This is a genomic window from Aliihoeflea aestuarii (assembly GCF_024105665.1).
In the GTDB taxonomy this organism is placed as follows: Bacteria; Pseudomonadota; Alphaproteobacteria; order Rhizobiales; family Rhizobiaceae; genus Aliihoeflea; species Aliihoeflea aestuarii.
In genome coordinates this window covers 1-19,964 of sequence record NZ_JAAAMK010000018.1, presented here as the reverse complement: position 1 = coordinate 19,964, position 19,964 = coordinate 1, and the positions used below count along the sequence as shown (strand labels likewise).

General features: G+C 62.7%; 17 protein-coding genes. 4 read left to right on the top strand and 13 right to left on the bottom strand.

Annotation, left to right across the window (positions count from 1 at the left end; translation table 11 throughout):
- Positions 1–145: 145 nt before the first annotated feature.
- The 9 genes from GTW25_RS20050 to GTW25_RS20010 form a co-directional block, all read right to left on the bottom strand.
- Positions 146–544, bottom strand: coding sequence for a F0F1 ATP synthase subunit epsilon (locus GTW25_RS20050; RefSeq protein WP_252914062.1), 399 nt, complete (start codon positions 542–544; stop codon positions 146–148).
- Positions 537–734, bottom strand: a complete 198-nt coding sequence (locus GTW25_RS20045) for an eL24 family ribosomal protein (protein WP_252914061.1) — start codon at positions 732–734, stop codon at positions 537–539. Before GTW25_RS20045 ends, GTW25_RS20050 begins: the two co-directional genes overlap by 8 nt.
- Positions 735–737: 3 nt before the next feature.
- Positions 738–2,213: a F0F1 ATP synthase subunit beta gene (atpD, locus tag GTW25_RS20040; protein WP_252914060.1), complete on the bottom strand. Its 1,476-nt coding sequence runs from the start codon at positions 2,211–2,213 to the stop codon at positions 738–740.
- Positions 2,214–2,259: 46 nt separating this feature from the next.
- Positions 2,260–3,144: a F0F1 ATP synthase subunit gamma gene (locus GTW25_RS20035; protein WP_252914059.1), complete on the bottom strand. Its 885-nt coding sequence runs from the start codon at positions 3,142–3,144 to the stop codon at positions 2,260–2,262.
- A 30-nt stretch (positions 3,145–3,174) separates the two neighbouring features.
- Positions 3,175–4,704, bottom strand: a complete 1,530-nt coding sequence (atpA, locus tag GTW25_RS20030) for a F0F1 ATP synthase subunit alpha (protein WP_252914058.1) — start codon at positions 4,702–4,704, stop codon at positions 3,175–3,177.
- The gene (locus GTW25_RS20025; protein WP_290128142.1) at positions 4,704–5,246 is read right to left on the bottom strand and encodes a F0F1 ATP synthase subunit delta; all 543 of its coding nucleotides are present in this window, start codon (positions 5,244–5,246) and stop codon (positions 4,704–4,706) included. The genes atpA and GTW25_RS20025 overlap by 1 nt, the downstream gene beginning before the upstream one ends.
- A 229-nt stretch (positions 5,247–5,475) precedes the next feature.
- Positions 5,476–5,871, bottom strand: coding sequence for an AGROH133_08824 family phage infection protein (locus tag GTW25_RS20020; protein WP_252914056.1), 396 nt, complete (start codon positions 5,869–5,871; stop codon positions 5,476–5,478).
- A gap of 51 nt (positions 5,872–5,922) precedes the next feature.
- Positions 5,923–6,954, bottom strand: coding sequence for a RhuM family protein (gene rhuM, locus GTW25_RS20015; RefSeq protein WP_252914055.1), 1,032 nt, complete (start codon positions 6,952–6,954; stop codon positions 5,923–5,925).
- Positions 6,955–7,011: 57 nt separating this feature from the next.
- The gene (locus tag GTW25_RS20010; protein WP_252914054.1) at positions 7,012–9,207 is read right to left on the bottom strand and encodes a primosomal protein N'; all 2,196 of its coding nucleotides are present in this window, start codon (positions 9,205–9,207) and stop codon (positions 7,012–7,014) included.
- 81 nt (positions 9,208–9,288) lie between these two features.
- Here GTW25_RS20010 and fsa point away from each other — a divergent pair, with 81 nt between their 5' ends.
- Complete coding sequence (gene fsa, locus GTW25_RS20005) at positions 9,289–9,942, top strand: fructose-6-phosphate aldolase (RefSeq protein WP_252914053.1); 654 nt, start codon at positions 9,289–9,291, stop codon at positions 9,940–9,942.
- 634 nt (positions 9,943–10,576) lie between these two features.
- On the opposite strand, the gene GTW25_RS20000 is transcribed toward fsa, so the two are convergent.
- From GTW25_RS20000 to leuS, 3 genes are all read right to left on the bottom strand, one after another.
- On the bottom strand, positions 10,577–11,476 hold the full coding sequence (locus GTW25_RS20000; protein ID WP_252914052.1) for a 1-acyl-sn-glycerol-3-phosphate acyltransferase: 900 nt from the start codon (positions 11,474–11,476) through the stop codon (positions 10,577–10,579).
- Between the two features lie 102 nt (positions 11,477–11,578).
- Complete coding sequence (locus GTW25_RS19995) at positions 11,579–12,127, bottom strand: LPS assembly lipoprotein LptE (RefSeq protein WP_252914051.1); 549 nt, start codon at positions 12,125–12,127, stop codon at positions 11,579–11,581.
- Positions 12,114–14,741 (bottom strand): leucine--tRNA ligase, encoded by a 2,628-nt coding sequence (gene leuS, locus GTW25_RS19990; RefSeq protein WP_252914050.1) that lies wholly within the window; start codon positions 14,739–14,741, stop codon positions 12,114–12,116. The genes GTW25_RS19995 and leuS overlap by 14 nt, the downstream gene beginning before the upstream one ends.
- Positions 14,742–14,837: 96 nt before the next feature.
- Here leuS and GTW25_RS19985 point away from each other — a divergent pair, with 96 nt between their 5' ends.
- Positions 14,838–15,500, top strand: coding sequence for a YggS family pyridoxal phosphate-dependent enzyme (locus tag GTW25_RS19985; RefSeq protein ID WP_252914049.1), 663 nt, complete (start codon positions 14,838–14,840; stop codon positions 15,498–15,500).
- 77 nt (positions 15,501–15,577) lie between these two features.
- Positions 15,578–17,071: an SLC13 family permease gene (locus GTW25_RS19980; RefSeq protein ID WP_252914048.1), complete on the top strand. Its 1,494-nt coding sequence runs from the start codon at positions 15,578–15,580 to the stop codon at positions 17,069–17,071.
- 142 nt (positions 17,072–17,213) lie between these two features.
- Here the strand turns inward: GTW25_RS19980 and GTW25_RS19975 are convergent, their stop codons facing one another.
- Entirely contained in the window at positions 17,214–17,486 is a 273-nt protein-coding gene (locus tag GTW25_RS19975; RefSeq protein WP_252914047.1) for an usg protein, read from the bottom strand.
- Positions 17,487–17,738: 252 nt separating this feature from the next.
- Here GTW25_RS19975 and acs point away from each other — a divergent pair, with 252 nt between their 5' ends.
- Positions 17,739–19,694 (top strand): acetate--CoA ligase, encoded by a 1,956-nt coding sequence (gene acs, locus GTW25_RS19970; RefSeq protein ID WP_252914046.1) that lies wholly within the window; start codon positions 17,739–17,741, stop codon positions 19,692–19,694.
- The last annotated feature ends 270 nt before the right edge of the window (positions 19,695–19,964 follow it).

Genomic DNA, 19,964 nt, shown 5'->3' with positions numbered 1-19,964 from the left:
GTGCTCGTCACAGGAATCCATGCCTCGACAGTCCGACCTGATAAAAAGCGTCGATAGCTCGCCAACGGCTGCAAGGGCTTCACCCTGCAACCAAACAAACAAAAATGGCGGGCAATGCCCGCCATCATCGAATTCAGAATTTTGCTTAAACGGCGTCGTGCAGCGTCGAAAGCTGCGCGATGAGCTGCTCGGCCTTTGAGCGGCCTTCATCGTCCTTGGCGTCGTCGAGATCCTCGCGCGCGTCCTGGATGCGCTGCTGGATATCGGCCTTGTCCAGTTCCGCAACCGCTACGGAGGATTCGGCCAGCAGCGTGCAGCCTTCCGGCAGAACGTCCGCAAAGCCGCCGAACACGACATATCTGTCTTCCCGTCCGCCGCCGAACTGCACTCGCACGACACCCGGCTTGACGGTCGTCATGAACGGCGCATGGTTGGCCATGACCGTGAACTCGCCCTCGGAGCCCGGGATCACGACGGCCTCGACTTCCTCGGAAACGAGCAAGCGTTCCGGCGAAACGAGTTCGAATTTGAAGCGATCAGCCATTGTTACCCTGCCTTGAAAGCGCCGCGTCGAAGTCGGCTACGGCTTTCTCGAACTTATCGCGGCAGCCGGGATTACAGAACCCGACGACCGCGCCCCTGTAGAGGGTCAGCGAATCGTCCGCGATCGGCTTTCCCGACCACGGACAATTTTCGTTCACGGCGTCCTCCGGTCGAAGGATGCGTGCGCTCATGGATCAAGCGGCCTCTGCGGCCAGCTTCTTGCCCTTCTCGACCGCTTCCTCGATCGAGCCGACCATGTAGAAAGCGGCTTCCGGCAGGTGATCATATTCACCGGCGACGAGGCCCTTGAAGCTCTTGATGGTGTCAGCGAGGTCGACCAACTTGCCAGGCGCGCCCGTGAACACTTCGGCCACGAAGAACGGCTGCGACAGGAAGCGCTCGATCTTGCGGGCGCGGGCGACGGTGAGCTTGTCCTCTTCGGACAATTCGTCCATGCCCAGGATCGCGATGATGTCCTGAAGCGACTTGTAGCGCTGCAATGTCTGCTGAACGTCGCGGGCGACCGAATAGTGCTCTTCGCCGACGATCTGCGGGTCGAGCATGCGCGACGTGGAGTCGAGCGGATCGACGGCCGGGTAGATGCCTTTTTCGGCGATCGAGCGGTTCAGCGTCGTCGTGGCGTCCAAGTGGGCGAACGAGGTTGCCGGAGCCGGATCGGTCAAATCGTCGGCGGGCACGTAAATCGCCTGAACCGAGGTGATCGACCCCTTGGTCGTCGTCGTGATGCGCTCCTGCAGAGCGCCCATGTCGGTCGCCAAGGTCGGCTGGTAGCCCACGGCCGAAGGAATGCGGCCGAGAAGTGCCGACACTTCCGAACCCGCCTGCGTGAAGCGGAAGATGTTGTCGACGAAGAACAGAACGTCCTGACCCTGGTCGCGGAAATATTCGGCGACGGTCAGGCCCGTCAGGCCGACGCGGGCGCGCGCACCGGGCGGCTCGTTCATCTGGCCGTAGACGAGCGCGGCCTTGGAGCCTTCGCCGCCGCCGGCCTTGTTGACGCCCGACTCGATGAACTCGTGATAGAGATCGTTGCCTTCACGCGTCCGCTCGCCGACGCCGGCGAACACCGAGTAACCACCGTGCGCCTTGGCGACGTTGTTGATCAATTCCTGGATAAGAACGGTCTTGCCGACGCCGGCACCGCCGAACAGGCCGATCTTGCCGCCCTTTGCGTAAGGCGCGAGCAGATCGATGACCTTGATGCCCGTGACGAGAATCTCGGATTCGGTCGACTGCTCGATATATTCGGGCGCCGGTGCGTGAATCGCGCGCTTTTCGGTCGCGCTAAGCGGGCCAGCCTCATCGATGGCTTCGCCGACGACGTTGATGATGCGGCCGAGCATTTCCGGGCCGACAGAAACCATGATCGGCGCGCCGGTGTCGGTCACGGCCTGGCCGCGGACGAGACCTTCGGTCGAGTCCATCGCGATCGTGCGAACCGTGTTCTCGCCGAGATGCTGCGCGACTTCCAGAACGAGGCGCTGACCGTTATTGTCGGTCTCGAGCGCGTTCAGGATCGCCGGCAACTGACCGTCGAAGGCAACGTCGACGACGGCGCCGATGACCTGACGGACCGTGCCGGCCGAGCCGGTTGCGGCAGGCGTGGCCGCCTTTGGGGCCGCCGTGGTTTTGGTAGCTGCTTTAGCCATCGTTTTGAGCCTCTTTCTTCACGGCGCAGCAGGTGCGCCAAGTCGATTACAGCGCTTCCGCGCCGGAAATGATTTCGATCAGTTCCTTGGTGATCTGCGCCTGGCGCTGACGGTTGTAGGTGATCGAAAGCTTGTTGATCATGTCGCCGGCATTGCGCGTGGCGCTGTCCATCGCCGACATCTTGGCACCCATCTCGCCGGCCGCGTTTTCGAGCAGCGCGCGGAATATCTGGATCGAGATATTGCGCGGGATGAGGTCGCCGAGGATTTCGCTGGCATCCGGCTCGTACTCGTAGACGGGCGTATTGCCGGAGGTCTCTTCGGCCGCATCCACGAGCGGTGCGGACGCCGGAATGATCTGCTGTGCCGTCGGAATCTGGCTGATGACCGACTTGAACTGCGAATAGAACAAAGTCGCGACGTCGAACTCGCCCTGATTGAAGAGCTGGATCACCTTGCGTGCGATCTGGTCGGCATTCGTGAAACCGACCTGCTTCACGTCACGCAGTTCGATACGCTCAACGATCAGGCTCGCATAGTCGCGGCGCAGGATGTCGTAACCCTTCTTGCCGACCGTGATGATTTTGACCGTCTTGCCTTCAGCCAGAAGCTTGCGCGCATGCTCGCGCGCCAGACGCGCGATCTGCGAGTTGAAGCCGCCGCACAGACCACGCTCGGCCGTCGCGACAACGAGCAGATGCACGTCGTCCTTGCCCGTACCGGTCATCAGCGGCGGTGCGTCGACGGCATCGACCGCGCCGGCGATGTTGGCCAGAACCGCGGCCATGCGCTCCGAATAGGGGCGCGCGGCCTCGGCGGCCTCCTGGGCACGACGCAGCTTCGCCGCGGCGACCATCTGCATCGCCTTGGTGATTTTCTGCGTCGCCTTGACCGAGGCGATGCGGTTACGAAGGTCTTTCAGTGAAGCCATGCGGCAATCTCTGCTTTCTCGTCAAAGGCCTCAGGCGAAGTTCTTCGCGAACTTGTCGATCTCGCCCTTAAGCTTGCCACGCAGATCGTCGGACAGCGCCTTTTCCTTGCGGATCTGGTCGAGCACGCCCTTACCTTCGGAGCGCATATGCGCCAGCAGGCCCTGCTCGAACTTGCCGACATCGGCGAGCGCGAGCTTGTCGAGATAGCCGTTGACGCCGGCGAAGATCACCGCGACCTGCTCTTCGGTCTTCAGCGGCGAAAACTGCGGCTGCTTCAAAAGCTCCGTCAGGCGCGCGCCGCGGTTGAGGAGGCGCTGCGTTGAGGCGTCGAGGTCCGAGCCGAACTGCGCGAACGCGGCCATCTCGCGATACTGGGCGAGCTCGCCCTTGATCGAGCCGGCGACCTGCTTCATCGCCTTGACCTGAGCGGCCGAGCCGACGCGCGACACCGACAGACCGACGTTCACGGCCGGGCGGATGCCCTGGAAGAACAAATTGGTTTCGAGGAAGATCTGGCCGTCGGTGATCGAGATCACGTTTGTCGGGATGTAGGCCGACACGTCGTTGGCCTGCGTTTCGATGACCGGCAGAGCGGTGAGCGAACCGGCACCGAGCTCGTCGTTGAGCTTGGCGGCGCGCTCGAGAAGACGCGAGTGCAGGTAGAAGACGTCGCCAGGATAGGCTTCGCGGCCGGGCGGGCGGCGCAGAAGAAGCGACATCTGGCGGTAGGCGACGGCCTGCTTGGACAGATCGTCATAGGCGATCAGCGCATGCTTGCCATTGTCGCGGAAATATTCGGCCATGGTGCAGCCGGCGAACGGCGCCAGATACTGCATAGGAGCCGGGTCCGAAGCGGTCGCCGCGATGACGATCGAATAGTCCATCGCGCCGCGTTCTTCGAGAACCTTGACGAGCTGCGCGACGGTCGAACGCTTCTGACCGACGGCGACATAGACGCAATAGAGCTTCTGGCTCTCGTCGTCGCCGTCATTGAGCGGCTTCTGGTTGAGGAAGGTGTCGAGAATGATCGCGGTCTTGCCGGTCTGGCGATCGCCGATGACCAGTTCGCGCTGGCCGCGGCCGACCGGGATCAGGGCGTCGATGGCCTTGAGGCCGGTCGACATCGGCTCATGGACCGACTTGCGGGGAATGATGCCGGGTGCCTTGACGTCGACGCGCTTGCGCTCGACGGCATCGATCGGGCCCTTGCCGTCAATCGGGTTACCGAGAGCGTCGACCACGCGGCCAAGCAGGCCCGGACCGACCGGAACGTCCACGATCGCGCCGGTGCGCTTGACGGTGTCGCCTTCCTTGATGTCGCGGTCGGCACCGAAGATGACGACGCCGACATTGTCGGCTTCGAGGTTGAGCGCCATGCCGCGAATGCCGCCCGGGAACTCGACCATCTCGCCCGCCTGGACGTTGTCGAGGCCGTAGACGCGCGCAATGCCGTCGCCGACGGAGAGAACCTGACCGACCTCGGAGACCTCGGCCTCACGGCCGAAATTCTTGATCTGGTCCTTGAGAATTGCGGAAATTTCCGCGGCGCGGATGTCCATCAGCCGACCTCTTTCAGTGCAAGCTTGAGCGAATTGAGTTTTGTCTTGAGCGACGTATCGATCTGGCGCGATCCGACCCTGACGACGAGGCCGCCGAGGATCGAGGGATCGACCGTGAGATTGAAAGCCACGTCCTTGCCGACGACACCTTTCAGCGCCGCTTTGAGTTCCTTTTCCTGCGCCGCGGAAAGCGCGTGCGCGGAAACGACATCGGCAGAGACCTCACCGCGCGCTTCGGCGGCGATGCGGCGGAACGCTTCGATGATACCGGGAACCGCGAAGAGACGTCGGTTCTGCGCGACGACGCGCAGGAAATTGGCGACGAGCCCCTTGAAGCCCGCTTTGTCGAGGATGACCGAAACCGCGCGGAATTGATCGTCTGCCGAGAAGACCGGGCTCGAAATGAGCCGCTTCAGATCCTCGCTTCCATCGAGAAGTTCGGCGAAACGGCCAAGATCGGCCTCCGTTGCAGCCAGGGCGTCTTCATCCCTCGCCAGTTCGAACAGCGAGCGCGCATAGCGCTCCGAAACACCTGTGATCATCGAGCCAGACTGTGCCACGAACCGTGTTTTCTCTTCATCTGGAAGGCAGCGAATTCGAGCACCGGCGCGATCGACCGGCTAAATCCCTGACCTCGTTGAAAAATTCCCCCGGACGAGCAGCCTGGCCGCATCCCCCGGTCAAAAGTCGATTGCCGTCTAGCACAGGCATTCGGGACTCGCAACACGCCTTGCGGCGGGGTTTTTGTCCGTTTTGTCGCAGCCCTGACGATCAGACGGCGAAGCCGAGCGCGAAGCCCAAAGGCAGGCCGGCCAGCACGATCTCGACGATCAGCGCCACCCAGTTATAGGGCGTATTGCCGCGATCCGACAGCATCGAGACGACGCGCCCGAACGCCGTCAGCGCCCATGACGCGCCGAGCGTCAGATAAAGCAGCGGCTGGGCAAGCAGGATGCAGCAAAGACCGAGGCCGAGATAGAAACCGGACATGGTCGCCCGCGCCTCCGCCAGCGCCTCGGGATGATCGGGCGCCGTCTGGAGGCGAAGGATGCGCAAAGACAGGCGCGGCGCGAACAGCGTCATCAGCCCGAACAGGACGGTCACCGCCGCCGAAGACCACGCCAGCCACTCGCCCTGCGAATACGGCCACGGAAATGAGAGTTCCATCCAACGCCCCCGCTCAGAACATCACGAATCCATAATGGATGCGGACCGCTATCACTTCTTCCGTACCTTCGGCAACGTCCGCGCCTCCCTGGCGAGGTTTGCAATACTCTCGTCGGCTACCGCTCGCCGCTCTTGACGACGCAATTCATCGAACCGGGAATAGAGATGTTCGACATGTTTTCTCGCGTCAGCCGCACGTACGGACCCGCCGCTGCGCAAAACCACGCGCCCGAGACTTGCCAATTGATCATCAAGCAGCCGGCTCGCATCATCCATGATGACCAGTCGTCCCAAATCCAGTTGATCCTCGAAAATATCGAGAAGGATGACGGTCAGACGGTTGAGTTCCTTTAATTCGCGCTCCGAAAGATAGTTCTTGGATACGGCGACATCCTGCTTTCGCGGCTGCGATCCGCTCCAGTTCTCCAAACCCATATTTGGCTTTTCTAGATCGGAGCGCTCCAGGATGATTTCTGAAGGCGTATGCGATGTCACTGCATAGACAAGCTTGGCTTGCACGCGCTGATAAAATTCGCGCGCCGTTGACATCGATGGGTCATAGTCCTGGCACATCGCGCAAATGGCGCGTAGTTCGCGATAGACATTGGCCTCATCCGCACGAAGTTCGCGAACAATCTCACGAAGCTCTGCTATGCGACCTGCGTTCTCCGGTTGTTTTAAGCGCTGCCTGTCGATCACAAACCCGCTTCTTGCAAACTGAACAAGAATTCCGGTTGCCCAGCGGCGAAAGATGGTCGCTTGCGTCGATGACACGCGATAACCAACCGAAATGACCATATCGAGAGTGTAAAGCGTTACAGGCTTTGCTGAGCGAGCATTATGCATTTTTTGCATATTGCTCGGGGCATCCAGTTCGCCTTCATCTACTACGTTCTGAATATGGCGCGATATGACCGACTGATCGCGTCCAAAAAGTTGCGCGATTTGCGCCTGCGTCATCCAAAGAGTTTCGCCCTCGTAGCGAACATCAAGCCGCAGCCCGCCAGCAGCTTCATAGATCAGGAACCAATCACCAGTCGTCTCTTCTTCAAGAATTTCAACTGGCTCAGAACCGATGACCATTATGCCTGCCTCGTAGTTGCGCACAAGAACGTAAGTAGAACAAATAGAGATGTCTGTCTATAAAAAGCTCTGCGGATCGATATCGACGTTCACCCGCACCGAGCCGCGTTCCTTCGGTCCCCGTGTCAGCATTTCGCGGACAAAGCCCTGAATATCGGCCCGGCGCTCGCCATGCACCAGCAGGCGGAAGCGATACCGGCCGGCAATCAGCGCCAGCGGCGCTTCGGCAGGGCCGAGCACCATGATCTCGGGAGCCTGCGGTGCGGATTTTCGCAATCCGCGCGCATGATTTTCCGCCTCGGTTCGCGTAACGGCGCTGACGATGATCCCGGCGAGCCGCCCGAACGGCGGCAGACGGCCGCGCTCGCGCTCGCCAACTTCGCGCTCGTAGAACGCCTGCGCATCGCCTGAAACGAGCGCCCGCATCACCGGATGATCGGGCTGGTAGGTCTGCAACAGTCCGACGCTCTTCTTGCCGGTCCGTCCGGCGCGGCCCGTCACCTGGCTTAAAAGCTGAAACGTCCGCTCGGCCGCCCGCGGATCGCCGTTCGCAAGGCCGAGATCCGCGTCGATTACGCCGACCAGCGTCATATTCGGGAAGTTGTGGCCCTTGGCGACAAGCTGCGTGCCGATAACGATGTCGGCATCGCCATTGGCGATGGCGTCGAGTTCGAGCCGAAGGCGCTTGACCCCGCCCAGCATGTCCGACGACAGCACGATCGTGCGCGCGTCGGGAAAGTGCGAGACGATTTCCTCGGCGATCCGCTCCACGCCCGGCCCGCACGGCACGAGATGGTCGAGCGTGCCGCAGGACGGGCAGGCTTCGGGCCTTGGCTCGGCATGTCCGCAATGATGGCACATCAATTGTCCGCGAAACCGGTGCTCCACCAGCCAGCTCGAGCAGGACGGGCACTGGAAGCGGTGACCGCAAACGCGGCACAAGGTCAGCGGCGCATAGCCGCGCCGGTTGAGGAAGAACAGCGCCTGCTCGCCGCGCTCGACGGCCCTGCGCGCCGCCTGGATCAGCATCGGCGACAGGAAGCCGCCCCGCGCGGGCGGATGGCGGCGCATGTCGATCGCGCGGATATCGGGAAGCGCGGCCTCGGCGAAGCGGCCTGAAAGCACCTCACGCTCATAGCGGCCCTGAACGGCGTTGACCCGGCTTTCCACCGACGGCGTCGCCGAGGCGAGCACCACCGGAAATCCGCTGATATGCCCGCGCAGCACCGCCATGTCGCGGGCATTGTAGAAGACGCGGTCTTCCTGCTTGTAGGCCGGGTCGTGCTCCTCGTCGACGACGACGAGCCCCAGATCCCTGAACGGAAGAAACAGCGCCGAACGCGCGCCCGCGACGACCTTCACGCGCCCCTCGGCCACCTGCCGCCAGACCCGCTCGCGCGTCTTCGGCGCGAGGTCCGAATGCCATTCCGCAGGCTTCGCCCCGAACCGGTCGTGGAAGCGTTCGAGAAACGCTGCCGTCAGCGCGATCTCCGGCACCAGAACGAGAACTTGCCTGCCGGCCCGCACGGCCTCGGCGATCGCCTCGAAATAGACCTCGGTCTTGCCCGAGCCGGTCACGCCGTCGAGAAGGGTGGTCGAAAACCCGCCGTCCCGCACCCGCTTCACGAGATGTTCGGCCGCCTGCCCCTGCTCGCCGACGAGGCTGGACGCGCCGTAGTCGGGATCGGGAGCGGCGACGATCGGGCGTGGCGCGATCTCGACGGCGTCGAACACGCCTTGCGCCTTCAGCCCGTCGATCACGGTCAGCGACGTTCCAGCCGCCCGCGCCAGTCCCGAACGCGTCCAGGCAAGCCCGTCCGACGCAAGTTCGAGCACGCGCCGGCGCGCCTCCGTCATCCGGTCGGGGTGCCGGCCGGACAGGACGAGCCCGTCGATCATCGGTTCGGGATCGAATGCGGCGGGCGCACGAAGCAGCATGCGCGCCACCATGCCGGGCGGCGACAGCGTATAGGCGGCAACCTTGTCGACGAATCGGCGCAGAGGCTCGGATATCGGCGGGCAGTCGAAAACCTGTTCGATCGCGCGCAGCTTCTTCGGATCGACGCGGCCGCCGTCGCCGTCCCACACGATGCCGGCGACCTGACGCGGCCCGAGCGGCACGCGCACGATCGAGCCGGACTCGACGTTCATTCCCTGCGGCACCACATAGGAATAGGGCCGGTCCGCCGGCAAAGGCACCAGCACCGGCACGACGGTCAGGTCGAAGAGGGACGAGAGCGAATCTTGGTTCATCGGACGTGACCTTGCCCCGATCTTGCGCTAGTGCAAGGGGCCAAAGCGAATGGCCGGATGGCCAACCAAGGAGTGCACGAAATGAAATTCTTCGTCGACACAGCCGACGTGGCAGAAATCCGCGAACTCAACGAGTATGGCCTGCTCGACGGCGTGACCACCAATCCCTCGCTGATCCTCAAGGCAGGACGCGACATCAAGGAAGTCACCAAGGAAATCTGCGACATCGTCGACGGCCCCGTTTCGGCCGAAGTGACGGCGGTCGACTATGCCGAGATGATGCGCGAGGCGGACGTCCTGTCGAAGATCGCCGACAATATCTGCATCAAGTTGCCGCTGACGCTGGACGGCCTCAAGGCCTGCAAGGCGCTGACGGGCGATGGCCGCCAGACCAATGTGACGCTCTGCTTTTCGGCCAACCAGGCGCTGCTCGCCGCCAAGGCCGGCGCGACTTACATCTCGCCCTTCATCGGCCGCATCGACGATATGGGCACCGACGGGATGGAAGTCATCTCCGAAATCCGCACGATCTACGACAATTACGATTTCCAGACGAACATTCTTGCAGCTTCGATCCGGACCGTGAACCACGTCAAGCTTGCCGCCATGATCGGCGCAGACGTCGCCACCGTTCCACCCGCAACACTGAAAGCGCTGGTCAAGCACCCGCTGACGGACAAGGGGCTGGAATCCTTCCTCGCCGACTGGGCCAAGACGGGCCAGAAGATCGGCTGACGGGTCGGCCGTTTGCAAGGAAAGCCCCGCTCTGGCGGGGTTTTTTTTGAGCTTTCGGGCCGCGCCAAGGTCGAGGCATGGATGCCTGTGACGAGCACAGGCATGACGGCAGTAATGGCAATGTAACCCATCGCCGTCGACGACTTGCAAATTCATCTATCCCGTCACCCTTGTGCTCTTCACAGGGGTCCATTCCTCGCCATATCACCTTGCTGGACGGCGCCGAACCAAGCTAGTCCCTGACGAATTCCGCTTCGGGGTCCGCCGTCAGCCCTTCCGCCGTGTGCGCCTGACGGGTTCGTCCGTTTGTGATGCCGCCTGACGGGTTTTTTTTGAGAGCTTTCAGGCCGCTTCAAGGTCGAGGCATGGATGCCTGTGACGAGCACAGGCATGACGGGATGAATGGTTTTGCCAAGTGCCAACGCTGACGGGTTCCACGTCCTTCCCGCCGTCGTCCCTGTGCTCGCTGACCCAGCTTGTCACGGGGGCAAGGCGGGCTCAGGCATGACAGCATCCAGATTCGTGTCAATCACCGACGTCGGAGGTTCGCGCAAACCTCTGCACCGTCACCCCTGTGCTCGTCACAGGGGTCCATGCCTCGCCATGTCACCCTGTGAGACGGCGCTGAATCAGGCTAGTCCCTGACGAATTCCGCGTCGGGGTCCGCCGCGAGTCCCTCGACCGTATGAGCCTGCAACAGCGCGGCGACCTGTGCCGCATCGCCCGCCAGCAAATCCGGCGCGACCGGTTTGCCGACCGTGATCGAGAACGGCTTGCACTTCTTGTTCAAGAGCTCGTGGAAGATCGTCATGTCGCGCATCTCGGTCGAATATTTCGACAGGAAGTAGAACAGGCCCGAATTGCGCGCCGTGATTCGCACCGGCACGACCGGCACGTTGTAGCGGCGTGCGAGCGCCACAAAACTCGGCTGCCAGGGACGCTCCGTCAGCTTGCCGCCGTTCCAGTAGGCGATCCGACCCGAGGGAAAGAGCACCACGGCACGTTCGCCGGAAAACGCCCGTGCCGTCATTTCGAGCGTATCGCGACTTTTCGACCGCGTCTTTTCGCCCTGCCGCCATTCGACGGGAATGATCATGTCCCGGAACCCCACCGCAACGCGCAGCGCGTCCCGGTTGGCGAAGATGGAAAGGTCGGTTCGAACCGACTTCATCAGCTCGTAGACCGCGATGCCGTCGGCGATGCCGGTCGGGTGGCTGGGCGCAAGCACGAACCCGCCGGTCCTGGGAATGTTCTGCCGCCCCGTCACGGAGACATCGAGGGCCAGAAGACGGCTCAGAAAATCGAATGCTTCCAATCCCGACAAGGGAGCGATCTCATCGGCCATCGCGACGGCCAGATCATAGTCGAAATACCGATAGATCAATGGCCGCAGCACCGGCCATGCAGGATGTCGCGACATTGCAGTCGCCCGCTCGGCGATCAGTTGATCGACGATGTGATCCCGCGGTTGTCCCGAAGCCAGGAAATTGCTGACGAGCGAGGTAAGGCTGTACGGCGCTTGCCGAAGATTCATTCTGTCCACTCCGTCATGCACCGTCATTTCGCCGATTGGCATGACGTGCGCATGACATTCTGACAAGAATGGCTTCGGTAACAAAAAGTTCCTGTCGCTCAGCTATCGTGTAGCAATGCGTGAAAGATCCTGCGCGATTGCCAGCCGGACGAGTTCGGCCGCCTCGCGCGCCGCACGGTTCTGTGCGTCGCGCCCGGCGCGCAATGCCGCGAATTGCTGGGGCGAGACGTCATAGGGCGCCTGCGCCGAGCGCGACCCCTGGCCGACCGTGTTGCCGGTCGCATCCGTCAGCGCATAGGCCACGTTCACCGTCACCAGCGACGCGGTCGGCTCGTCGTCCCGGCCGACCTGGATCGAGGCGGCGGACGCATCCGCCACGGAAACGGAAAGCCGTGCCGTATAGCGCGCGCTCGCCGGCTCGCCCGCGCCACCCGAAAGCAGGAAGATCAGATGATTGCGAACCTCCTGGCTGACGCGGTCGCTCACCGGCGCCACGGCGACGGAGGCCAGTTCGGCGCTGACCGCGCTGCCGGGCGAGCCCGGCCCTCCCGAACCATGGAGCGGCTGCACGGTGCAGCCGGCGAGCATGACGAGCGCGCCAAGCGCAAGACCGGCGGCAAGCCGCGAGCGGACGAAATCAGGCAACGACATTCACGATCCTCTGCGGCACCACGACAATCTTGCGCGGGGTCTTGCCCTCGAGCGCCTTCTGAACGAAGTCGAGAGCGAGCGCCGCAGCCTCGACGGCAGATTGGTCAGCGTCGCGCGCGATTGTCAAATCGCCGCGCTTCTTGCCGTTGACCTGCACCGGCAGGACGATCTCGTCATCGACGGTCAGCGCCGCATCGAAGGCAGGCCAGGAGCGTTCGGCCACCAGCCCGCGCCCGCCGATCTGCGCCCAGCACTCTTCGGCCAGATGCGGCATCATCGGCGCGATCATCGCCACCAGCATCTCGACCGCCTCGCGTAGCGCCGCCTTTTCCGCGGCATCGGCGGCGGAAATTGCCTGCAGGCGCGGGGCGAGCGCGTTGACGAGTTCGTACAGCCGGGCAACCGCCTTGTTGAAGGCAAGCCGCTCGATGTCTTCGCCGACGGCCTTGACGGTCTTGTGGGCCAGCTTCGAGATCGCCGCACCTTCGCCCTCGCGGGCTGCGGCAGGCGCAACGCCGGAAAGAGCCTCGGCAGCTTCGGAAATCAAACGCCACACGCGCTGCACGAACCGATGCGCGCCTTCGACACCCGCTTCTGTCCAGATCACGTCCCGGTCGGGCGGCGAATCGGACAGCATGAAGAAGCGTGCCGTGTCTGCGCCATAGGATGCGATGATGTCGTCGGGATCGACGACGTTCTTCTTCGACTTCGACATCTTCTCGATCGAGCCGATGGCGACTTCCTCGCCGGTATCGATCAGCGTTGCGCGGCGCTTGCCGTCCGCTTCCTCGATCCTGATTTCGGCGGGCGTCACCCAGCCCTGCACGCCCCTGTAGGTCTCGTGGACGACCATCCCTTGCGTGAAAAGCCCCTGGAACGGTTCCTCGACCACGTTTACATGCCCGGTCGCCTTCATGGCGCGGGTGAAGAAGCGCGAATAGAGCAGATGCAGGATCGCATGCTCGATGCCGCCGATATACTGGTCAACCGCCAGCCAGCCCTTCGCTCCGTCCACATAGTCGAGCGTCGTCGGCTGGGTCTCGTTCCACGGATCGGTGAAGCGCGCGAAATACCAGGAGGAATCGGCGAAGGTGTCCATCGTGTCCGTATCGCGGCGCGCATCGCCACCGCAGGACGGACATTTCACATGCTTCCATGTCGGATGATGGTCGAGCGGATTGCCCGGCCTGTCGAATGTCACGTCGTTCGGCAGTTCGACCGGCAATTGCTCGGCCGGCACCGGCACCGAGCCGCACGAATCGCAGTGGATGACCGGGATCGGGCAGCCCCAGTAGCGCTGGCGCGAAATCAGCCAGTCGCGCAGGCGGAACTGCACCTTGCGCGCGGCCTGGGGGCGACCGCGAAGGTCGGTCTTTTCGAGCCGCGAGGCGACCTCTTCGAACGCATCCTTCGGCGCCATCCCATCAAGGAAGCGCGAATGGATCATCACGCCGTCATCGGTATAGGCTTCATCGATGATCTGGAAGGTCGCGGCATCGGCGTCCTTCGGCATCACAACCGGCACGACCGGCAGGCCGTATTTGTTGGCGAAGTCGAGATCGCGCTGGTCGCCGGACGGGCAACCGAAAATCGCGCCCGTGCCGTAGTCCATCAGCACGAAATTCGCGACATAAACCGGCAGCGTCCAGCTTTCGTCGAACGGATGAACGACGCGGATACCGGTGTCGAAGCCCTTTTTCTCGGCCGTTTCCAGCTCGGCGGCGGACGTCCCGCGACGGCGTATCTCATCGTTGAAAGCGGCAAGCTCCGGGTTCTTTTCCGCTGCCTTTTTCGCCAGCGGATGATCCGCCGCGATCGCCATGAACGACGCACCGAAGATCGTGTCGGGCCGGGTCGTGTAGACCTCCAACTCGCTTGTCCCGTCGGGCGCGGTCGCCGGATCGAGTTTCCAGCGCAATTGCAGACCTTCCGAACGGCCGATCCAGTTCGACTGCATCAGCTTGACCTTGTCGGGCCAGCGGTCGAGCGTGTCGAGACCGTCGAGCAGGTCCTGCGCCATCGACGTGATCTTGAAGAACCATTGCGTCAGATCGCGCTGTTCGACAAGCGCGCCGGAGCGCCAGCCACGCCCGTCGATCACCTGCTCGTTGGCAAGCACCGTCATGTCGACCGGGTCCCAATTGACCTTGGCCGCGCGACGCTCGACCAGACCGGCTTTCAGCATGTCCGTGAACATCTTTTGCTGGTGCTTGTAGTAGCTCGGATCGCAGGTCGCGAATTCGCGGTCCCAGTCGAGCGACAGGCCCATCGTCTTCAACTGGCCCTTCATCGTCTCGATATTGGCATAGGTCCAGTCGCGCGGATTGACCTTGTTGTCGCGCGCGGCGTTCTCGGCCGGCAGGCCGAAGGCGTCCCAACCCATCGGATGAAGCACGTTGTAGCCGACGGCGCGCTTGTAGCGCGCGACCACATCGCCCATCGTGTAGTTGCGCACATGGCCCATATGGATGCGCCCGGACGGATAGGGGAACATCTCCAGCACGTAGTATTTTTCGCGCGCATCGTCGTTCTTCGTGGCGAAGAGGCCGGAATCGTTCCACGCCTTTTGCCATTTCGGTTCGGATGCACGCGGATTGTATCGTTCGGTTGCCATGGCCTGCTTTTCGCCGGATAAGGTGCTCGAAAATTCGACCGGTCTTCACCACGGATCGAGCGTAAATTCAACTAAATGATGAATGTCGGAGAACTTATGCCGGACGCCGTCAGCCGCCTTGCCGAGGTAAGGGCCGCAATAGAAGCCGCCGAAGACGAGGCAAACCGTCCCGCCGGCTCCGTCACCCTCGTCGCCGTCTCCAAGACCTTCGACGCCGATGCGATCCGCCCGGTTCTCGATGCCGGGCAGCGCGTCTTCGGCGAAAACCGTGTGCAGGAAGCGCAGGGCAAATGGCCCGGCCTTCGCCAAGAGTTTGCCGGCATCGAGCTCCATCTGATCGGCCCGCTGCAATCCAACAAGGCGAAAGAAGCCGTCGCCCTCTTCGACGTGATCGAAACCGTGGACCGCGAGAAGATCGCCGCCGAACTGGCCAAGGAAATGGAACGGCAGGACAAGCGCCCGCGCCTCTATGTCCAGGTCAACACCGGCCTCGAAGACCAGAAGGCCGGCATCGACCCGCGCGAAACCGTCGCCTTCGTCGCCCGCTGCCGCGATGTTCACGGCCTAGCCATCGAGGGCCTGATGGCGATCCCGCCTTTCGACGAAAATCCCGGCCCGCATTTCGCGCTTCTGGAAAAGCTGGCGCGCGAAGCGGGCGTCGAAAAGCTTTCCATGGGCATGTCGGGCGACTACGAGACCGCGATCGCATTCGGAGCCACGTCCGTGCGTGTCGGCTCGGCGATTTTCGGCACGCGATGAACTTTGGTAAACTGCTTGATTCCTTTCCGGTTGCGGAATAAGCGGGCCGACACTTCGGATCAGGAAAGGATCGACTGGTGAGCGAAACAAGCAGCAAGGACGACGAGCGCATGCAGTTGCGCCCCGTTCCGATCTTCGCGGGCCTTATGGTCTTTGCGATCCTCATGCTCCTTCCCGCCCCGGAAGGCTTGTCGATCGAGGGCTGGCGCGTCGTCGCCGTCGCAAGCCTCATGATCATCTGGTGGATCACCGAAGCGATCCCGGTTCCCGCGACCGCACTCGTGCCGATCGCTCTTTTCCCGATGACGGGCGCAACATCGGCCTCGGCCGCCACCTCGCCCTATGGCGACCCGATCATCTTCCTGTTCATGGGCGGCTTCATCCTGGCCCTCGCCATGGAGCGCTGGAACCTTCACAGGCGTATCGCGCTCAACATCGTCTCGCGCACGGGCACGCAGCAAAGCCGTATCGTCGGCGGCTTCATGATCGCGACGGCGTTCTGCTCCATGTGGGTATCGAACACGGCGACCGTCGTCATGATGCTACCTGTCGCGCTGTCGGTCGTCGGCCTGATCGGCGAGGACAAGAAGTCGAACTTCCCGCTGTCGCTGCTTCTGGGCGTCGCCTACGCGGCCTCCATCGGCGGTGTCGCCACACTGATCGGCACACCGCCCAACGCGCTTCTGGCGGGCGCGCTCAATCAGACCTACGGCTACGATATCGGCTTTGCGCGCTGGATGATCATCGGACTGCCGATCGCGGTCGTCATGCTCGGCATAAGCTGGCTGTTCCTGACCCGACTGACCCTGCGCCTCGAACGCGGCGAGGTGGAAGGCGCAAGCGACCTTTTCCGCGACGAACTGGCCAAGCTCGGCGCATGGTCGGTGCCCGAAAAGCGCGTCGCGATCGTCTTCGTGATCACTGCGCTCGCATGGATCTTCCGCACGATCCTCGACGACTACATTCCCGGCCTCAACGACACCTCTATCGCGATCATGGCCGCGCTTGCCCTGTTCGTGCTGCCGGCCGGGGACGGCAAGGGCGGTGCGCTGATCGAATGGCGCAATGCGCTTCGCCTGCCTTGGGGTGTGTTGCTTCTGTTCGGCGGCGGCCTCAGCCTCGCAGCGGCAGTGGTCTCGACCGGCCTCGACCAGTGGATCGGCGACCAGATGGGCAACATGGCGAGCGCGCTTCCGCTGATCGCGGTGATCGCTCTCGTCGCGACCGTCATCTTGCTTTTGACCGAGTTCACCTCGAACACGGCGACGGCCGCGACCTTCCTGCCGCTGATGGCGGCGCTCGCGGTCTCGCTCGGCGAAAACCCGCTGACGCTGACTGTGCCGGCGGCGATCGCAGCGTCGATGGCGTTCATGCTGCCGGTGGCCACCCCGCCCAACGCGCTCGTCTTCGGCTCGGGCCATGTCACGATCCCGCAGATGGTCCGGCAAGGCATCTGGCACAATCTGGCCGCCCTCGTCCTTTTGACGACGCTCGGCTACTGGCTGCTGATCACCTTCTTCGGCGTCACCATCGGCGAAATCCCCGACTGGGCGCAGCGCGCCGCCGGATAAATTGAAGGGCCGCCTCGGGCGGCCCTTTCTTTTTGCTGTTCGGCAAGGCCGCCTTCGAGGCGATGATCCCGCTCGGCGCCGTTGCCTTCAGCATGCTCGCCTTCGCGATCCTGACGCACATCATGCGCTGAGCCTCGACGGCTCAGTGCAGGACGAGTTCCCCACTGACATTCCTCCATTCGTTCGGCGAAATCAGCCTCTTGTGGCTGTAGCTGACCGAATGGAGCGGCCCGTCGAGGCTCTCGCGCCAGAAATCGAGAAACCTGTAGAGCGCCGGAAATTTCGGCGCCAGGTCGTAATGTTGCCAGATGAATGTCTGGAGCAGGCCCGGATGGTCCGGCATCCGATAGAGGATCTGCGCCGTGGTCAGTCCATAGCCCTGGAGCATCAGCTCCATTTCACTTGTCCGCTGCATGGTCTTCGAACCCCGCACATGACTGATGAAGCGACGTCGATTGTGCGTGCGTCGTGGTTAACCGTCTATTGATTTTGACGCGCACACGCCGATTTTACCACGCACGATCAGCGGTATAGGCGTTCCCACATCACAAGATTCACCGGGTCGTCTCTCGCACCCATCGTCTAATGTTGCCCCCACACTTCAAATGCTAATAATGCCGCCACCAGAAGCGGCCGCGCCCGCATGAAAGCCCAACGGGAGGAATGAATGTCCGAGGTGAAAGCCCATCGTGTGAAGCCGGAATGGAAAGAGCGCGCGCTCATCGACAACGACACCTATCTGAAATGGTATGACAAGAGCGTCTCCGACCCCGAAGGCTTCTGGGCCGAGCACGGCAAGCGGATCGACTGGTCGACGCCCTTCACCAAGGTCAAGAACACGTCCTTCGACGGCGATGTCTCCATCAAATGGTTCGAGGACGGCAAGACCAACATCGCCCACAATTGCATCGACCGGCACCTCGAAAAGCGCGGCGACCAGACGGCCATCATCTGGGAAGGCGACGACCCGGCCGAAGACAAAAAGATCACCTATCGCGAACTTCACGAAAAGGTCTGCCGCCTCGCCAATGTCCTGAAGGACCACGGCGTCCAAAAAGGTGACCGCGTCACCATCTACATGCCGATGATCCCCGAGGCGTCCTATGCGATGCTCGCCTGCGCGCGGATCGGCGCGGTCCATTCGGTCGTCTTCGGCGGTTTCTCGCCCGACGCGCTCGCCGGACGCATCGTCGATTGCGAATCCACCTTCGTCATCACCGCCGACGAGGGCCTGCGCGGCGGGAAGAAAATCCCGTTGAAGGAGAACACCGACAAGGCCGTCGACATCGCCGCGCGCCAGCATGTGATGGTGAAGAAGGTGCTCGTCGTGAAGCGCACCGGTGGCACTGTCGGCTGGGCGAACGGCCGCGACATCTGGTACGAGGACGAGATTGCCAAGGTCTCCGCCGACTGCCCGGCAGAGCCGATGGGCGCGGAAGACCCGCTCTTCATCCTCTATACGTCCGGCTCCACCGGCAAGCCGAAGGGCGTCCTGCACACCACCGGCGGCTACCTCGTCTACGCCTCGATGACGCATGAATACGTCTTCGACTATCACGACGGGGACATCTACTGGTGCACGGCCGATGTCGGCTGGGTGACGGGCCATTCCTACATCGTCTACGGACCGCTCGCCAACGGCGCGACGACGCTGATGTTCGAAGGCGTGCCGAACTATCCCGACGCCGGCCGCTTCTGGCAGGTCATCGACAAGCATCAGGTCAACATCTTCTACACCGCGCCGACCGCCATCCGCGCATTGATGGGCGCGGGCGACGAGAATGTGACGAAATCCTCGCGCAAGTCGCTGCGCCTTCTCGGCTCCGTCGGCGAACCGATCAATCCGGAAGCTTGGGAATGGTATTACCGCGTCGTCGGCGACGAGCGCTGCCCGATCGTCGACACCTGGTGGCAGACCGAAACCGGCGGCATCCTGATCACGCCGCTGCCCGGCGCGACCGACCTGAAAGCCGGCTCGGCGACGCGTCCCTTCTTCGGCATCCAGCCGCAGCTCGTCGACAATGAGGGCGCGGTGATCGAGGGCGCGGCAGACGGCAATCTGTGCATCATCGATTCATGGCCCGGCCAGATGCGCACGGTCTATGGCGACCACGAGCGCTTCATCCAGACCTATTTCTGGACCTACAAGGGCAAATACTTCACCGGCGACGGCTGCCGGCGCGACGAGGACGGCTATTACTGGATCACCGGCCGCGTCGACGACGTCCTCAACGTGTCGGGCCACCGCATGGGCACGGCCGAAGTCGAATCCGCCCTCGTCGCCCACGACAAGGTCTCGGAAGCGGCCGTCGTCGGCTATCCGCACGATGTGAAGGGCCAGGGCATCTACAGCTATGTAACGCTGATGAACGGCGTCGAGCCGACCGACGAGCTCAAGAAGGAACTCGTCGCTCATGTCAGAAAGGAGATCGGCGCGATCGCCTCGCCCGACAAGATCCAGTTCGCGCCGGGCCTGCCCAAGACCCGCTCCGGCAAGATCATGCGCCGCATCCTGCGCAAGATCGCCGAGGACGATTACGGCGCGCTGGGCGACACCTCCACGCTCGCCGACCCGGCTGTGGTAGACGATCTGGTGGAGAACCGGCAGAACAAGAAGAAGTAGGTGTGTTCAAACACGAGGCCGAATTTTCGGCCCCGTCGTGCGTACGGTACTTATTGCGGCCTGGACCCCTGTGACGAGCACAGGGGTGACGGGACCGAGGGCATTTGCAAATCGGGACACCGATGGCTTCCACCACCCTTCCCGCCGTCATTCCTGTGCTGGTCACAGGAATCCTGTGTGTTCGGGGTGGTGTAGAGTGAATGCGGGAAGGATACCGTCGGAATCCTGATCCGCCTGCTGGCGAGACCGAGGCTTGGCCGGGTCCCTTCC

What these genes read in the sequence shown, in the direction of transcription:
- GTW25_RS19975 (WP_252914047.1), bottom strand. Translation starts at nt 17,486, where the DNA reads ATGCAGCGGACAAGTGAAATGGAGCTGATGCTCCAGGGCTATGGACTG.
- GTW25_RS19985 (WP_252914049.1), top strand. Translation starts at nt 14,838, where the DNA reads ATGCCGGACGCCGTCAGCCGCCTTGCCGAGGTAAGGGCCGCAATAGAA.
- rhuM (WP_252914055.1), bottom strand. Translation starts at nt 6,954, where the DNA reads ATGGTCATCGGTTCTGAGCCAGTTGAAATTCTTGAAGAAGAGACGACT.
- acs (WP_252914046.1), top strand. Translation starts at nt 17,739, where the DNA reads ATGTCCGAGGTGAAAGCCCATCGTGTGAAGCCGGAATGGAAAGAGCGC.
- atpA (WP_252914058.1), bottom strand. Translation starts at nt 4,704, where the DNA reads ATGGACATCCGCGCCGCGGAAATTTCCGCAATTCTCAAGGACCAGATC.
- GTW25_RS20020 (WP_252914056.1), bottom strand. Translation starts at nt 5,871, where the DNA reads ATGGAACTCTCATTTCCGTGGCCGTATTCGCAGGGCGAGTGGCTGGCG.
- GTW25_RS20025 (WP_290128142.1), bottom strand. Translation starts at nt 5,246, where the DNA reads ATGATCACAGGTGTTTCGGAGCGCTATGCGCGCTCGCTGTTCGAACTG.
- GTW25_RS20050 (WP_252914062.1), bottom strand. Translation starts at nt 544, where the DNA reads ATGGCTGATCGCTTCAAATTCGAACTCGTTTCGCCGGAACGCTTGCTC.
- leuS (WP_252914050.1), bottom strand. Translation starts at nt 14,741, where the DNA reads ATGGCAACCGAACGATACAATCCGCGTGCATCCGAACCGAAATGGCAA.
- GTW25_RS20010 (WP_252914054.1), bottom strand. Translation starts at nt 9,207, where the DNA reads ATGAACCAAGATTCGCTCTCGTCCCTCTTCGACCTGACCGTCGTGCCG.
- GTW25_RS20045 (WP_252914061.1), bottom strand. Translation starts at nt 734, where the DNA reads ATGAGCGCACGCATCCTTCGACCGGAGGACGCCGTGAACGAAAATTGT.
- atpD (WP_252914060.1), bottom strand. Translation starts at nt 2,213, where the DNA reads ATGGCTAAAGCAGCTACCAAAACCACGGCGGCCCCAAAGGCGGCCACG.
- fsa (WP_252914053.1), top strand. Translation starts at nt 9,289, where the DNA reads ATGAAATTCTTCGTCGACACAGCCGACGTGGCAGAAATCCGCGAACTC.
- GTW25_RS19995 (WP_252914051.1), bottom strand. Translation starts at nt 12,127, where the DNA reads ATGTCGTTGCCTGATTTCGTCCGCTCGCGGCTTGCCGCCGGTCTTGCG.
- GTW25_RS20035 (WP_252914059.1), bottom strand. Translation starts at nt 3,144, where the DNA reads ATGGCTTCACTGAAAGACCTTCGTAACCGCATCGCCTCGGTCAAGGCG.
- GTW25_RS20000 (WP_252914052.1), bottom strand. Translation starts at nt 11,476, where the DNA reads ATGAATCTTCGGCAAGCGCCGTACAGCCTTACCTCGCTCGTCAGCAAT.